General features: G+C 60.3%; 8 protein-coding genes. 6 read left to right on the top strand and 2 right to left on the bottom strand.

What is annotated here, in order from left to right; genetic code table 11:
- Positions 1 to 216 precede the first annotated feature (216 nt).
- Complete coding sequence (locus tag AC07OO_RS03860; RefSeq protein WP_495080733.1) at positions 217 to 4,110, top strand: DUF3683 domain-containing protein; 3,894 nt, start codon at positions 217 to 219, stop codon at positions 4,108 to 4,110.
- 34 nt (positions 4,111 to 4,144) lie between these two features.
- Here the strand turns inward: AC07OO_RS03860 and AC07OO_RS03855 are convergent, their stop codons facing one another.
- Positions 4,145 to 5,185 carry a hypothetical protein gene (locus tag AC07OO_RS03855; RefSeq protein ID WP_495080732.1) on the bottom strand — a complete coding sequence of 347 codons (1,041 nt, stop codon included), beginning with the start codon at positions 5,183 to 5,185 and terminating at the stop codon, positions 4,145 to 4,147.
- Positions 5,182 to 6,459: an AMP-binding protein gene (locus tag AC07OO_RS03850; RefSeq protein ID WP_495080731.1), complete on the bottom strand. Its 1,278-nt coding sequence runs from the start codon at positions 6,457 to 6,459 to the stop codon at positions 5,182 to 5,184. The genes AC07OO_RS03855 and AC07OO_RS03850 overlap by 4 nt, the downstream gene beginning before the upstream one ends.
- Positions 6,460 to 6,586: 127 nt before the next feature.
- Here AC07OO_RS03850 and AC07OO_RS03845 point away from each other — a divergent pair, with 127 nt between their 5' ends.
- The 5 genes from AC07OO_RS03845 to ubiE all read left to right on the top strand — a co-directional run bounded on the left by AC07OO_RS03845 (position 6,587) and on the right by ubiE (position 15,226).
- Positions 6,587 to 10,948, top strand: a complete 4,362-nt coding sequence (locus AC07OO_RS03845) for a beta strand repeat-containing protein (RefSeq protein ID WP_495080730.1) — start codon at positions 6,587 to 6,589, stop codon at positions 10,946 to 10,948.
- Positions 10,936 to 12,315, top strand: a complete 1,380-nt coding sequence (locus tag AC07OO_RS03840; protein WP_495080729.1) for a FecR family protein — start codon at positions 10,936 to 10,938, stop codon at positions 12,313 to 12,315. The genes AC07OO_RS03845 and AC07OO_RS03840 overlap by 13 nt, the downstream gene beginning before the upstream one ends.
- A 26-nt stretch (positions 12,316 to 12,341) precedes the next feature.
- A complete protein-coding gene (locus AC07OO_RS03835) occupies positions 12,342 to 13,961 on the top strand; it encodes a ShlB/FhaC/HecB family hemolysin secretion/activation protein (RefSeq protein ID WP_495080728.1) in 1,620 nt (539 codons plus the stop codon).
- A gap of 39 nt (positions 13,962 to 14,000) precedes the next feature.
- On the top strand, positions 14,001 to 14,414 hold the full coding sequence (locus tag AC07OO_RS03830; protein WP_495080727.1) for a gamma-butyrobetaine hydroxylase family protein: 414 nt from the start codon (positions 14,001 to 14,003) through the stop codon (positions 14,412 to 14,414).
- 80 nt (positions 14,415 to 14,494) lie between these two features.
- Positions 14,495 to 15,226: a bifunctional demethylmenaquinone methyltransferase/2-methoxy-6-polyprenyl-1,4-benzoquinol methylase UbiE gene (ubiE, locus tag AC07OO_RS03825; protein ID WP_495080726.1), complete on the top strand. Its 732-nt coding sequence runs from the start codon at positions 14,495 to 14,497 to the stop codon at positions 15,224 to 15,226.
- Positions 15,227 to 15,263: the final 37 nt, after the last annotated feature.

Genomic DNA, 15,263 nt, shown 5'->3' with positions numbered 1-15,263 from the left:
CACGATCGTACTAGTTCTTTGTGTCGATCTGATTAAAACTGATACGCCGCGCTGCTGTGCTCGGTGGTTTCCATTAGACGGGATTTGCCAGCCGCAATCCCGATTTGCCTAGCACATTGCTTGGCACTGCGCGGCGCGGGTGTTTGCTGCACTGCGGTAACATCTTCCTTCTGCCACCTGGTCCCCCAGGCCGCCAAGATTGCAAAGTACAGCCCGATGAACGCACCCACCTCGCTCAATCACCTTCTGTCGGCACCCGGCACAACACCGCATGTGCAAGAGCGCATCCGCGAGATTCCGTACAACTACACCTCCTTTTCCGACCGCGAAATCGTCATCCGCCTGCTGGGCGAACGTGCCTGGGGCCTGCTGAACCAATTGCGTGGCGAGCGCCGCACCGGCCGCTCGGCGCGCATGCTGTACGAGGTGCTGGGCGATATCTGGGTCGTACAGCGCAACCCGTATTTGCAGGATGACCTGCTGGACAACCCCAAGCGCCGCGCCTTGCTGGTCGATGCCTTGCACCACCGCCTGCACGAGGTGGAAAAGCGCCGCACGCCGGATGCGGACCCTGAGCGCGACGCGATGGTGGGGGAACTGCTGGTCTTGGCCGGTGCGGCGGTGGAAGCGTTCAACGCTGCGTCGGTTGAAGTGGGTGCCCTGCGGCGCAAGGCGCAGCGTGCGCTGGCCAAGCTGACGGCCAAGGACAACATCAAATTCGACGGCCTCTCCCGCGTGTCCCACGTCACCGACGCGACCGACTGGCGTGTGGAATACCCCTTCGTCGTGCTGACGCCGGATTCCGAAGAAGAAATGGCCGGTCTGGTCAAGGGCTGTATCGACCTGGGCCTGACCATCATCCCGCGTGGGGGCGGCACCGGCTACACCGGTGGCGCGATCCCGCTGACCTGGAAGAGCGCCGTCATCAACACCGAAAAGCTGGAGGCCATGACCGAGGTCGAGATGAAGCGCCTGCCCGGCATGGACCGGGATGTGGCCACCGTCTGGACCGAAGCCGGCGTGGTGACGCAGCGCGTGGCCGATGCGGCCGAGCGGGGTGGCTATGTGTTCGCCGTGGACCCGACATCGGCCGAGGCCTCGTGCATTGGTGGCAATGTGGCCATGAATGCCGGCGGCAAGAAGGCTGTGTTGTGGGGCACGGCGCTGGACAATCTGGCCAGCTGGCGCATGGTGACACCGCAGGCCGAATGGCTGGAAGTGACCCGTATCAACCACAACATGGGCAAGATCCATGACGCGGATGTGGCCAGCTTCGAGCTGCAGTATTTCAAGGCCGACGGCAAGACCAAGATTCGCACCGAGCGGCTGGACATTCCCGGCCCGTCTTTCCGCAAGGAGGGCCTGGGCAAGGACGTGACCGACAAGTTTTTGAGCGGACTGCCCGGCATTCAGAAAGAGGGCACCGATGGTCTGATCACCAGCGCCCGTTGGGTGGTGCACAAGATGCCGGCCCACACACGCACCGTGTGCCTGGAGTTTTTTGGCAACGCCAAGGACGCCGTGCCCAGCATCGTAGAGATCATCGACTTCATGTTTGCCGAGCAGAAGCGCAGCGGCGTGCTGCTGGCGGGGCTGGAGCATCTGGACGACCGTTACCTGAAGGCGGTCGGTTATGCCACCAAGAGCAAGCGCGGTGGCTTGCCGAAGATGGCCTTGTTTGGCGACATAGCCGGTGACGACGCCGACGCTGTGGCCCGCGCCACGTCGGAAGTGGTGCGTATTGCCAACTCGCGCAGCGGTGAAGGCTTCATCGCCATCAGCCCCGAGGCGCGCAAGAAATTCTGGCTGGACCGCAAGCGCACGGCGGCCATCAGCCGCCACACCAATGCCTTCAAGATCAACGAAGACGTGGTCATCCCGCTGCCCCGCATGGCCGAATACACCGACGGCATCGAGCGCATCAACATCGAACTGAGCCTGCACAACAAGCTGGCTTTTTGCGATGCGTTGACCGAATTCTTTGAAAGTGGCAGCCTGCCGCTGGGCAAGAGCGACGACGCCAACGACATTCCCGCGGCCGAGCTGCTGGAAGACCGTGTGGCCCAGGCCCTGGCGCTGATCGCCGAGGTGCGCGCGCAGTGGCAAGGCTGGCTGGATGGTGTGGCAGGCCTGTTCACCGAGTTGCAGAACCACAGCCTGCGCGCCAGTTGGAAGACACAACTGCGCACACCGCTGCAGGACATCTTCACCGGTGCGGCGTTCGGGGCCATTCTCAAGGAATGCACGGCCATCCATCAACGCGTGCTGAAGGGCCGGGTATGGGTCGCATTGCACATGCACGCCGGTGACGGCAATGTGCACACCAACATCCCCGTCAACAGCGACGACTACGAGATGCTGCAGGCCGCCCACGGCGCGGTCAAACGCATCATGGCACTGGCCCGTTCGCTGGATGGCGTGATCTCGGGCGAGCACGGCATTGGCATCACCAAGCTGGAATTTTTGACGGATGCGGAACTGCAGCCGTTCACCGACTACAAGGCCAAGGTGGACCCCGAGGGACGTTTCAATAAAGGCAAATTGCTACGAAATAATGAGCGGAACACTCAGAACGGACGAGGGCTAGAGGCTGATTTGACAAATGCCTATACCCCCAGCTTCGGACTGATGGGCCACGAATCGTTGATCATGCAGCAAAGCGATATCGGCGCCATCGCCGATTCGGTCAAAGACTGCCTGCGCTGCGGCAAGTGCAAACCGGTGTGTGCCACCCACGTGCCGCGCGCCAACCTGCTGTACAGCCCGCGCAACAAGATCCTGGCGACCTCGCTCTTGGTCGAGGCCTTCCTCTACGAAGAGCAAACCCGTCGCGGCGTCTCCATCAAGCACTGGGAAGAGTTTGAAGACGTGGCCGACCACTGCACGGTGTGCCACAAGTGCCTGACGCCCTGTCCGGTCAATATCGACTTTGGCGATGTGACGATGAACATGCGCAATCTGCTGCGCAAGATGGGCAAGAAATCCTACCGCCCGGCGGCCGAGTTCCAGGCCTGGTTCATCGGCACGGCCAGCCCGAACGCGATTGCACTGGGCCGTGCGGCCACGGCGCTGAGCTTCAAGGCCCAGCGCTTGGGCAACCGTGTGCTCAATGTGCTGGCCCGCAAGCAGACCCAGGCGCCACCGGCCACGGTGGGCACGGCCACGGTCAAGGAACAGGTCATCCACTTCATCAACAAGAAGATGCCCGGCAACCTCCCCAAGCGCTCGGCCCGTGCGCTCTTGGACATCGAGGACAAGGATTACGTCCCCATCATCCGCAATCCCAAGACCACGACGGCCGAGACCGAGGCGGTGTTTTACTTCCCCGGCTGTGGCTCGGAGCGGTTGTTCAGCCAGGTGGGGCTGGCCACGCAGGCCATGCTGTGGCATGCGGGCGTGCAGACCGTGCTGCCACCGGGGTACCTGTGCTGCGGGTATCCACAACGCGGCTCGGGCCAGTTCGACAAGGCCGAGAAGATCATCACCGACAACCGCGTGCTGTTCCACCGCGTGGCCAATACGCTGAACTACCTGGACATCAAGACCGTGGTGGTGAGCTGCGGCACCTGTTATGACCAGCTGCAGGGCTATGAATTCGACAAGATATTCCCGGGCTGCCGCATCGTCGACATCCACGAATACCTGCTGGAGAAGAACATCACCTTGGGCGCGGCAGCAGGCGGCGGCTACTTGTACCACGACCCCTGCCACAGTCCGATGAAGCTGCAAGAGCCGATGAAGACGGTGAAGGCGCTGGTGGGCGACGGTGTGTTGGAAAGCAAGCGCTGTTGCGGCGAGAGCGGTGGCCTTGCCAGTTCGCGTCCCGACGTCTCGACCCAAATCCGTTTCCGCAAGGAAGAGGAAATCCGCAAGGGTGAAGCGACTCTGCGCGAGACCGGCGCCGTGCAGGCCGATCAGAATGTGAAGATTCTGACGTCGTGCCCCAGTTGCTTGATGGGCCTGAACCGCTACCAGGACGACCTGAAATCCGGCCTGCTGGAGGCGGATTACATCGTTGTGGAAATGGCCAACCAGATCCTGGGCAAGGAATGGTTGCTCGAGTATGTGGCCACAGCCAATGCCGGCGGTATCGAACGGGTGCTGGTCTAGGCGCCTGGTGGGAGCGGGCCGGCAGCGCCGCCCGCTACACGTTTTGCCGCAACGCGGATAGAGCGGGTACTGCCAGACCGCAACCGGGGCAACCGTCGTGCAGCGCCGCGTGGTCGCCCGTGTCGTAGCGCAGCAGCGGGGTTGCGTATTGGTGCAGGGCCGTGACCAGCACGCGACCGACTTGCGGTGCCGCCCCCTTGCCGGCCATCGGCAGCGGGTGACCGGCCGCATCGACGATTTCCAACCGGACATTGCTGACCGCCACGTGGTGATAGGTATCGCTTTGTGGGCACTGGAAGGCCAGCGGCCCGCAGGGAGGGCAGGTGTAGCGGTGGCGCACGCTGGCCCCCAGCCATTTGCGCGCCTTGCGCCGCAGGCTGTCTGTCGCGGTGGCGCCAAAGGTCAGCAGTTGGCGGATTTCGGGTAAGGGCTCCTTGTTGGCAGAGGCATGCACCAGGGCCACCTCAAACCAGTCGGGGCGCACCGTCAGGTAGTCGGGCTTTTGCGCGGCGATCCATTGCAGGTGTTGGGCTTTGGAGAACAGACCGAAGTTTCGGAGGGCCTGGCGCCCCACACCATGCGCCAGGGAGGCCTCGATCGCCAGGTGTTCTTCACTGTGCAAGGGTACGTCCTCGGAAATGCATGCATGCCTGAGGAAGGGGTTGCGCCCCTGGCGTTGGTGGTCGGCATGGAAGGCGTGGTTGACCAGGCGCTGGGCGAAAGCCGTGATGAAAAAGCGACCGGCACCCTGGTGGTCTGCGCCGCCCGGCGCGGTGTTGACCGCTCCGTGGTGTTTGGGCACGGGTGCAGCGCCATGGGTTTCCACCATCTGGCGCAATTGGAAGCGGCTGAGGATGGGCAGCGCATGCCAGGCATCCAGGTCCACCCGAGGGCCCAGGCGTTCGCGCCAAACTGGCACTTGGTCCAGCAGCCACTGGATCAGACTGGTCAGATGCTCGGTCTGCCAAGCCACAATCACCTCGCGGGGGCTGTGTTCCAGCGCCAGGATGGCTTGGGTATCCACGACCCGCTGTACCGCGGGGCCGTCTACTTCGTTGGGCCAGTGGTTGTTCATGCTGCCAACCCCACGAATTCCTGCCGCTTGCTGCTGGTAGGCCAGGCAATAGCGTCGACCTGGGCAAGCTCAATCGCAAATTCGGGTCCCAAGGCTTTGCGCAGCATGGCTTGTAGCGCTGCACGTTCTGCGTCGTGCAGGGGACGGTTCAAGACCACCTCCACGTGGAAACGGTCGGCGGCAAGCTGCACCACGCGGTGCTCCTGCACGGGTGCGCAGGCCAACCAATGCTCGGCCAGGATGCGGACATGGCGCAGGCCACCGTCGGTGGAGTGCAGCAGAAAGTATTTGCGGCCCAGCAGTTGGCTGAGGGCCGGTACGGTTGTACCGCAGGCTGGGCAGTGGCTGGGGTGCAGGCAGGCGACATCGCCCAGGTCGTACCGCAGCGCGGGGCTGGCCCATTGGTGCAGCCCGGTAACCAGTATCCGGCCGATGGTTCCCTCGGGTGCGGGCTGCCCGGCTGCATCCACCACTTCAACCACGGCATTGCAGACGGCCACATGGTAGTGGTCGTCGCTTTCGGGGCATTGGAAGGCAATGGGTCCAATTTCTTCGCAGGAGTAGCGGTCGCGGATGCTTGCGCCCAATAGGCGGCGGGTGCGCTCGCGCAATTGCGGCTCCACGGTGTGGGATGAGGTCATGATTTGCGCAATACGCGGCGGCTTCAGGCCGTTCATTTCGATGATGGACAGGATGCTGGACAGGGTTGCGGGCGTCGTCGCCAGGTAGGTTGGCGCATGCTGGCAGACCCATAGCGCGTGCTCGTTCATCGTGAATTGGGGGGCATTGCGCGCCAGTTGTTCGCCTGGGTGAATCCAGGGTTCGCCGGTCAACGTGCGGTGGCTGCCCTCGTGCGGGCCGGGTGTGCCGGTCAGTGTGGCCACGCAGGCATACAGGTTGCGGCCCTGGCGCCTATGGTCTGCCAGGTAGTGGCCCCAACTGATGCGGGTGGCCAATTCGGTGCGCCAGAACTTCACCGGCGTGCCGCTGGAGCCCGAGCTCTGGTATTGGGTCGCCTCCCCTTGGCCAGGTGGTACCCGTGCGGCCTCCAATTGGTCCCGAAAGTCCGCCCGGCTCTGGATGGGGAGCTCGGAGAAGCTACCGCGGCCTAACCAGGCCAGCAGTTCTGCGACACGCTGTTTTTGCCAACTTTGCCACCATTCGGGTGGACCCAATTCCATGTTGCGGATGAAATCGGCGTCCACGAGGCAGTGGATGGCCGAGGAGGGGGCCTGGTGGGGCCATTCCAGCAGTGTGTTGCGAAATGTATCCATTTGATTACAGTGCTGATACGTGGGCGTACGAAACCGCCCATATTTGGTTTTACCTCGACAGGCTATGTGATTTAATCATTAAAGCGTCCGTTACCAGCGCGTTTCGGACGGTTTTTGGAGTTGCATCATGAGTTCTAGGGCCTCTCTCAACCACGTGTATCGAACCGTATGGAACCAGGCACTGGGGGCCATGGTGGCGGTTGCCGAAATCGCAACAGGTCGAGGAGGATCCTCCGGCGCCAGTACCGTGTCGCTGGGCAGCGTCCATCGGGATCCCCGTCGCTTCCTGAACCTGAGTGCGCTGGCCTTCGGGATTGCCTTAGCCTGGAGTGCCGTCTGCGGCAATGCACAGGCCAATCCAACCGGTGGCGTTGCCGTGGCAGGGCAGGCCAGCATGACGAGCAACGGCAACCAATTGCTGGTCACCACCCAGAATGGCGTGGGGACCAATTATTCGGCCATCAACTGGCAAAGTTTTTCCATCCCGGCGGGCAACTCAACCTATTTCCAACAGCCCGGAGCCGCCAGCACCGTCATCAACCGGGTAGTAACCAATACACCGTCGGCTATTTTTGGCACCTTGTCGAGCAATGGCAATGTGGTGCTGGTCAACCAATCCGGCATTGCGGTCGGTGCGGGGGCTTTGGTGGACACCGCGGGCTTCACCGCCTCCAGCTTGCGCATGTCGGATGCGGATGCCATGGCCGGCCGCCTGCGCTTTGGCGATGGAACAGCGTCAGCCAGTGGCGTGTCGGTGCAGGGTACTGTTCTGGCCCGCAGTGGAGATGTTGTGCTGGTTGGCTCCAAACTGGATACCGGTGCGCAGGCTTTGATACAGGCCCCCAATGGCAGCACGATCCTTGCTGCGGGTCAGCAGGTTGAGATCACAGGGCGTGGCCTGGAAGGCATCACTCTGCAGGTGCAGGCACCGGCCGATCAGGCGGTCAACCTGGGGACGCTGAAGGGCGAGGCAGTTGGCATCTTCGCGGGCACCTTGCGGCATAGCGGCCTGATCCAGGCGACCAAAGCCAGCATGGAAGGGGGCAAGGTCGTTCTCAAGGCGAGTGGCGACGCCTTTGTCGAAGGCGCGGGCAAGATTCTGGCTACAGGCACAGTTGGCGGTAGCGTCGATGTTTTGGGCCAGCGTGTGGCCGTGACCGATCAATCGGTCATTGATGCGTCTGGCGCACAGGGTGCTGGTCAAGTGCGTGTCGGTGGGGATTACCAAGGCAAGAACCCCGACGTGCAGAACGCTGATTTCGTGTATTTCGGGCCGCAGGCTACGATCAAGGCGGACGCCACTGACAATGGAAACGGGGGGCGGGTCATTTTGTGGGCCAATGACACGACCCGTGCCCATGGGTCTATTTCCGCACGAGGGGGTACCCAGGGCGGGGACGGCGGTTTTGTGGAGACTTCGGGCAAGCTGTCGTTGACGACTGCTGGTGCCCGCGTGGACACCCGTGCGGCCTTGGGGGCGACAGGGCTTTGGCTGCTGGACCCCAACAATATCGATATCAATTCAACTGCCACTGTCAACGTCACTGGCGCTCCGAATTTCGTATCTGCAGGCGCTGGAACGCTGGATATCGCGGATTTGACGGCTGCCTTGTCGTCTACCAATGTGTCCGTGACCGCAATCGACAACCTCACCGTGTCGACCGCTATCAGCGATAGCGGCAGCAATAGTCTGTCCCTCAAGGCGCAGGGCGGGACTCTGTCCATCAATCAGCCCATCTCGCTGTACGCTGGCAGCCTGGCATTGGAGTCTACTGCCGGAAATACGGTGCTCGGCGCCAATGTCAGTCTGACAGCGCCTTTGAAGCTCAAGGCCGGTGGCACCATTACGCAGTCTTCAGGCACGATCAGTGCGTCTACCTTGGAGGTCGATTCATCTGGCGCTGTGTCGCTGAATAATGCCAATAGCGTGGGAACCATTGCTGCCCATGTATCGGGCGGCGGCTTCAGTTACAAGGGGGCCTCCCTGATTACGGTGGGGTCCGTGGGTAGCGTGACCGGTGTGACCACCATGGGTGCGAACATCAATTTGGATTCCAGTGGCGGTATCCAGATCAACGAAGCCGTGAATGCCGGCTCGGGTACCGTGACCTTGATGACTTCGGGAGCTTCAGTGAACCAGAACGCGGCTTCCAGTGCTGCAATCACTGCCGGCAGTCTGTCCTTGGTTTCCGTCAATGGCGCCAACTTGGCCAATAACTCCAATGCGGTTGGCACATTCAGCGCGACAACCTCTGGTACCAACGGAATCTCGTATTGGAATGCGAGTGGCTTTGCTGCGGGGCCTATCACGACCAGTGGTTCCTTAACGCTGAAATCCAACGGCGGGGCCATTACCCAGTCTGCTGCCATGAACCTTGGAGGCGGCGGTAACTTGACCATCATGTCCGGTGGCGGCAATGTGACGCTGAACAATGCGTCCAATGACCTGGGTTTCCTGACTATTTCGGGTGGCGGTGCGGTCAATGTCAAGAACAACACTTCGTTGTCTATCGGTTCCGTGAGTGCTGGATCCTTCAACCTGAAGGTCAACGGGACCATTACACAGAGTTCGGGCACGGTCAGTACTAGCGCTGGCGGCGTTGATATGTCGTCGACCGCTGGCATGATTTCTTCCGGCGAAGGCATATCCGCGTCTGGCGGCACTATCAAGCTGTCTGCGACGTCCGGCATTTCTTTGACCAGTAGCGTGGGACTCAATTCGGACGCCGCCGGGGATGCAGTCATCTTGATTGCTACGGGTGGTTTGATATCTGCATCCACGCCCGTTGTGACCAGTGGCGCGGGCGGTCGTTGGCTGGCCTATGTTCCCAGTATGTCAAGCAACGTTTTCCCCTCGGGGATGGCGTTCAAGCAATACAACGCGACCTACGGCACCACCGTACTAGGCAGCGGTAACGGTGTCTTAGTGGCGGCTGCACCCGTGTTGACCCTGTCTTCAACCACGCTGACTGGTTCGGTGTCCAAGGTGTATGACGGCAATACAGGTATAAGTCTCTCGGGTGCGACGCTACCGACGGTCGTCGGGGGTGCTATCGATGGGGACATTATTTCCGGCGCAGTGTTGTCTGGTGGGTCTGGTGGGCTTGACAATAAGAATGTAGGAAGCGGCAAGTTGGTGACGGCTGGCGTCAGTGTCTCTGGTATCACGACCAGCGGCGCTCTTCCTGTTTATGGATATTCCTTGCCGACCATTAGCGGCAACATTGGAAGCGTAAGCCAACGGCCGTCATCCGTTTGGACGGGGAGCGGCTCTGGTAGTTCTTGGAGCAACCCTGCGAATTGGGATGCGTTGCCAGATGGTGCAAATGTGGCGTCTGTGACGATTCCTGCGGGTTTTGGCCCCATCGTGTTTGATGGTGCTGTTGGTTCCACCAGTCTTCAATCACTGACCAGTGGTAGCCCGATCCTGGTGAACGGTGGCACGTTGCAGGTCAGTAATACTTTGAACACTGCCGGTTTCACGCAAACAGGTGGAGCTGTTGGCGGAGGGACGCTGAAGGTGATTGGTCCGTTCAATCAGACAGGTGGCAGCATCGATATGACGGCCATCGATGTGTTGACACCTTCTGGCGGAATAGTCTTTAGCAGCCTCAAAGCCCCAGTAGTCACTTTGACAGCATCTGCTGGCTCTATTACGCAATTAGGAGGTGTTACGACGGCATCCTTGACGACCAGTTCGTCAGGCGGGACGATATTGAACGCGCCGGACAACCGTATTGGCTCCTTCGTGGCAAACAATACCGGTGGTGGGAATGTGGAGTTGACCAATGTCGGCATCCTGGGGGTTCTGGAGATCCACAACTCGGGCGGCAATGTAATCGTCTCCAACACTGGCGGCATTTCCACGCGGTCGGTGTCTGCAGCCGGCGGAGTAGACATCACTGCCAACAGTCCATTGGATATTGGATCGGGTGGCGTCTCGGCCGGCGGAAATGTTACGTTGAGGGCCACCAATGTGACCAGTTCGGGAAATCTGACTTTGAACGGGCCGGTTACTTCGGGAGGCTCAGTGTCACTCAATGCGGCCAGCAATATGACGCAGAACAGTACCGTGTACGGCGCTACTGGTGTGACGGCTGTGGTTGGCGGAAGCATGACGATCAGCCCCGGTGCGACCACTGGCGCAACTCCGGTGAGCTATACGGTCGCTGGCGTGCCCGTTACACCTCCACCGGTTGCGACGGGACCCGGAACTCCAGGCGTGCCCATAACGCCCACCACACCCACGACGCCGACAACGCCGACCACACCAACCACGCCTACTACACCCACCACGCCGGTAACCCCAACGACGCCTAACACGCCGACCATAAGCGACCCCATTACCAACGCGGTGGTTCAAACCAACCTGGTGACGACCTTCCTGGACAAGTTTGAAGTGGCGGTGCAAAACCAAAACGACAACAAGCCCAACAAGGACAAGAGCAAGAACGAATTGGTGTTGGAGGGTGAAACATGCAGGCCATAAGTTATCGACGGAGCATCGCCCATCGCCGGGTTTCCTGGGCGTTTGGTTCGCTATTGATGGTCGCAGGCACATTGTGGGTTTGCAATGCTGCGCGAGCCCAAGCCATTGGTGAGGTGGAGTTTGCGCGGGGGGTGGGCTTTGCACAAACGGAGGGCCAAGGGCCCCGGACATTGGGCAAGGGGCTGCCGCTGAGGCAGGGCGACCGATTGACGACCGCGGAAGGCGGGTCTGCCATTGTCAAGCTGCAGGACGGAACGCGCATGACAGTGCGCCCTAATTCCGAGATGGTGATACAGCAGTACAACTTTCGAGAAAGTGCGCCGGACAACAGCATGGTGATGCAGTTGCTGCGGGGTGGTTTCCGCGCCATTACCGGTTTGATTTCCAAGAATGCACCTAATGCCGCGAAAGTCGTGACCAAGACCGCGACACTGGGTATTCGGGGTACGGACTTTGACGCCCGAATCTGCACGGTGGATTGCAAAGCCGAATCGTCGCAGGTCACCGAAAAGCCGCGAGATAACGCGGTGCAGGCCAGTGCCAAATTGGTGTCGGCGCTGGGAGAAGTCAATGCGGTGGATTCGGCGGGCGTGCGCCGCCGCGTCGTGCCGGGTGGCAGCGTCTACCCCGGCGATGTGTTGGAAACGGGTGCCAGCGCCAGTGCGGTCTTGGCCTTTCGTGATGACAGCCGGATGACGTTGGGGCCGGTGACGCGCTTCCGGGTCGACAGCTTTGTATTTGACGCCCAGAACCCCAAGGATGGGCGTTTCCTGGTGTCCTTGCTGCGTGGATCCTTGCGTGCCTTGACGGGCTTGATTGGCAAGGCCAATACCCGCAATGTCGGCTTCACGACGCCGACGGCCACCGTTGGCATACGGGGTACCGGTTTGGACCTCGATTGTTCGACAGACGCTGGTTGCAGCTTATTTACCTGGTTGGGTTCCATTGAGGTCACACCCAATGGGCAGACCGCGCTGCAGGTGTTGCAAGCGGGTCAAGGCCTGTTCGTTGGCCCCAAGGAAATACGCCCACTGGGCAGTCCGACGCTGCAAACGCTGCCGCGGCCTGATGGTGTCAACGTGGACACCAAGCAGTTATTTACCGAAGGAGCCGTGGATGACGGTCAAGAAGGGCTGTTTGTGTTTGTGCGGGATGGGCACATTGAAGTGGTCAACGGCCAGCAGACCCTGCATCTGGGGCGAGGCGAGACCGGTTTTGCGGGGATAGATGGCAATACGGTGCGTCCTTTGCTGACACCGCTGTTCCTGGAGTTTGACCGCACGCCCATGCCCAATAGCCGCAATCCCATGCTGACCAGTGTGTTGGGTGAGAATCGCATTGGTTCCTCGTACAAGCAGTGCAGGTGAATATGGCCCATAGCAAGCAATCTCCCTTGAACCCCCTCTTGCGTTGGAATCACGCTGTTCTGATCGGATTGTTGTCCTATGCCTCGACCTGGCCCCTGACGGCCAGTGCGCAGCAAGGGCAAGTCACGCCGCAAGCGCAGCCTGCGCCAACAACCCCGACCTTTGTGATCCGTGGCTTTGACATCACCGGGGATAACCCGTTGGCCGATGGGGAGGCCACGCGTGTGCTGGCGCCCTTTCTTCGGTCCGACGCCACAATAGACACGCTGCAGAAGGCAACCGCCGCCTTGGAGGCTGCGCTCAAGGAAAAGGGCTACAGCCTCTACCGCGTGGCTCTGCCGCCTCAGGAGGTTGGCAAGGCGGTTACGCTCAATATCGTGAAATTTGTAATCGGTAAGGTGTCGATTGAGGGCCGTGAGCGCTACAGCGAGTCCAATGTCCGCGCCAGCTTGCCCGAGTTGAAAGAGGGCGCCGCCCCCAATTTCCGCACGCTGGCTGTGCAGACCGCCATCGCCAATGAATCACAAGGCAAGCAGTTGCAAGTGGCTCTGAAAGAGTCGGATGAAGCGGACAAGATTGATGTACGCATCGTGGTCAAAGAGTCCAAACCCTGGAATTTCGCCATCAGCGAAAGCAATACCGGATCCAGTGCAACTGGCAATGACCGCTTCACGCTGTCTGGCTCGCACTCCAACCTCTTTGATGCAGACCATCAACTGACTGCGGCCTATACCACGTCCCTGGAGCGTCCGGCCGATGTGAAGCAACTGGGCCTCAACTACCGCATACCGCTGTACCGCCTGGGCGGTGTGTTTGGCATGAGCTACACGCGTTCGGATGTGGTGGGCAGCTTTGGAGCCTTCAACAGTACGGGTGCTGGTCAGACCTATGGCATCAATTACAACCATTACCTACCGCCCGATGGTGGCTACCGCAGTTATGTTGGCGTGGGACTGGACGACAAGCAGTTTGATGTGACGCAGATCAATGGCGCACCGCTGTTGGGCCAACGGGTGCGGCGCAGCCGGCCCCTGTCACTGGGATATACCGCCAAGATAGAGTCCGATACGTCCGCGGCGGGCTACAACCTCGAACTGGCTGCCAACATCTCGGGTGGTTCAGGAAACGATGTTGCGTCATACCAGACAGAAGACCCTCGCATCACGACCGCCGACTGGAAGGCCCTGCGGGGCGGGGCCAACTATTTGACCAGCGTTGGCAACGGTTGGTTGTGGGGCATCCGTGGCCAGTTCCAGTTCAGTAACGAAGCCTTGATTTCGGGTGAGCAATTCGGCTTGGGTGGTGCAGGCTCGGTGCGTGGTACCGGGGAGCGCCCCATTGCGGGTGATAGCGGCCTGCTGCTGTCGACCGAGCTGACGACCCGTGAGCTGATGCCGGGTCTTCGCCTGCTGGGCTTTGTCGATGCAGGCTGGCTGAGCAACAAGTATCCCAATGGCAATCCCAAGCCGGCATCGGACTCGCTGTCCAGCGCCGGTGTCGGCCTGCGCTACAGCTTGCCTACACTGACCGTCACCGCAGACTTTGGTCGTATATTCAGTGGCAGCACACTGCCTTATGTGGCAGGTTCAGGCATACCGCAGGCCGGTGACCAGAAGTTGCACGTGAATTTGTCGGCTCGGTTCTGAAGTTTTTTTGCGGCATAGGTATTCCAGGTAAATCTCACGATGGCAGGTTTGAAAGCAGGCGCCCCGACGCCACAGGCGTTGACGGTCCATGGCCAATCGAGGGTGTTGGAGATCAGCTTTTCGGATGGGGCGAGTTTTCGCATCCCGTTTGAGTTGATGCGCGTCTATTCGCCCTCCGCCGAGGTGCAAGGGCATGGCCCCGGCCAGGAAACCTTGCAAACCGGTAAACGCGATGTGGAGTTGGAAGCTTTGGAGCCCGTCGGCAACTATGCCGTGCAACCCCGTTTTTCAGACGGGCACGACACTGGCATTTTTTCCTGGGACTACTTGTATTTCCTGGGCTCCCAGCAAGAACGCCTATGGCAAGAGTATGCCGAACGCTTGAAGGTCGCCCAGATCGACCGCGATACGCCCATGGTGGCAAAATCGGGGCATGCCTGCTCCAGCCATTGAATTGGTGGTTGCTATAAAAATAGTAGCTTGAAACGCAATGGTGACGAGGGCTACAGGCCAATTTTACCAACAGCAATAGTATGACAACCACACACTTCGGCTTCAAATCGGTAGATGAAGCGGACAAGGCGCGCCATGTGCGCGGCGTTTTTGACTCGGTTGCATCCAAATATGATGTGATGAATGACCTCATGTCCATGGGGTTGCACCGCGCCTGGAAGGCCTATACCGTGATGGTGGCCAACTTGCAGGAAGGTGACAAGGCGCTGGACATTGCAGGCGGCACTGGTGATCTGGCGCTGGCCTTCTCCAAAAAAGTGGGCAGCACCGGGCAGGTGGTGCACACCGATATCAACGAGGCCATGTTGAGCACGGGCCGCGATCGCCTGATAGACGCCGGCGTGACCCTGCCCACCTTGGTGTGCGATGCAGAAAAGCTGCCGTTTGCCGATAATTATTTCAACCTGGTCAGTGTGGCGTTTGGCCTGCGCAATATGACGCACAAGGACGTGGCACTGGCCGAGATGCACCGGGTACTCAAACCCGGTGGCAAGCTGCTGGTGCTGGAGTTTTCCAAGGTGGCTGCGCCGTTGGAGAAGGTGTACGACTGGTACTCGTTCAAGGTGCTGCCCAAATTGGGCAAGCTGGTCGCCGGCGACGACGCCAGCTACCAATACCTGGCCGAATCAATTCGTATGCATCCAGGTCAGGCGGAACTGAAAGCCATGATGCACAAAGGGGGTTTTGGCCATGTGGACTATCACAACCTGACCGGCGGGGTTGTGGCTTTGCATGTTGGAATCAAGTGCTGAAGCGGGTGGAATTCGAAAACAAACACCCCGTCAACTG

The organism is Rhodoferax sp. GW821-FHT07G04 (assembly GCF_059418585.1).
This window is presented reverse-complemented; position numbering and strand designations above follow the sequence as displayed.

Bases quoted from the DNA above. Each gene is read 5' to 3' on its own strand.
- AC07OO_RS03860 (WP_495080733.1), top strand. From the start codon at position 217: ATGAACGCACCCACCTCGCTCAATCACCTTCTGTCGGCACCCGGCACA.
- AC07OO_RS03855 (WP_495080732.1), bottom strand. From the start codon at position 5,185: ATGAACAACCACTGGCCCAACGAAGTAGACGGCCCCGCGGTACAGCGG.
- AC07OO_RS03850 (WP_495080731.1), bottom strand. From the start codon at position 6,459: ATGGATACATTTCGCAACACACTGCTGGAATGGCCCCACCAGGCCCCC.
- AC07OO_RS03845 (WP_495080730.1), top strand. From the start codon at position 6,587: ATGAGTTCTAGGGCCTCTCTCAACCACGTGTATCGAACCGTATGGAAC.
- AC07OO_RS03840 (WP_495080729.1), top strand. From the start codon at position 10,936: ATGCAGGCCATAAGTTATCGACGGAGCATCGCCCATCGCCGGGTTTCC.
- AC07OO_RS03830 (WP_495080727.1), top strand. From the start codon at position 14,001: ATGGCAGGTTTGAAAGCAGGCGCCCCGACGCCACAGGCGTTGACGGTC.
- ubiE (WP_495080726.1), top strand. From the start codon at position 14,495: ATGACAACCACACACTTCGGCTTCAAATCGGTAGATGAAGCGGACAAG.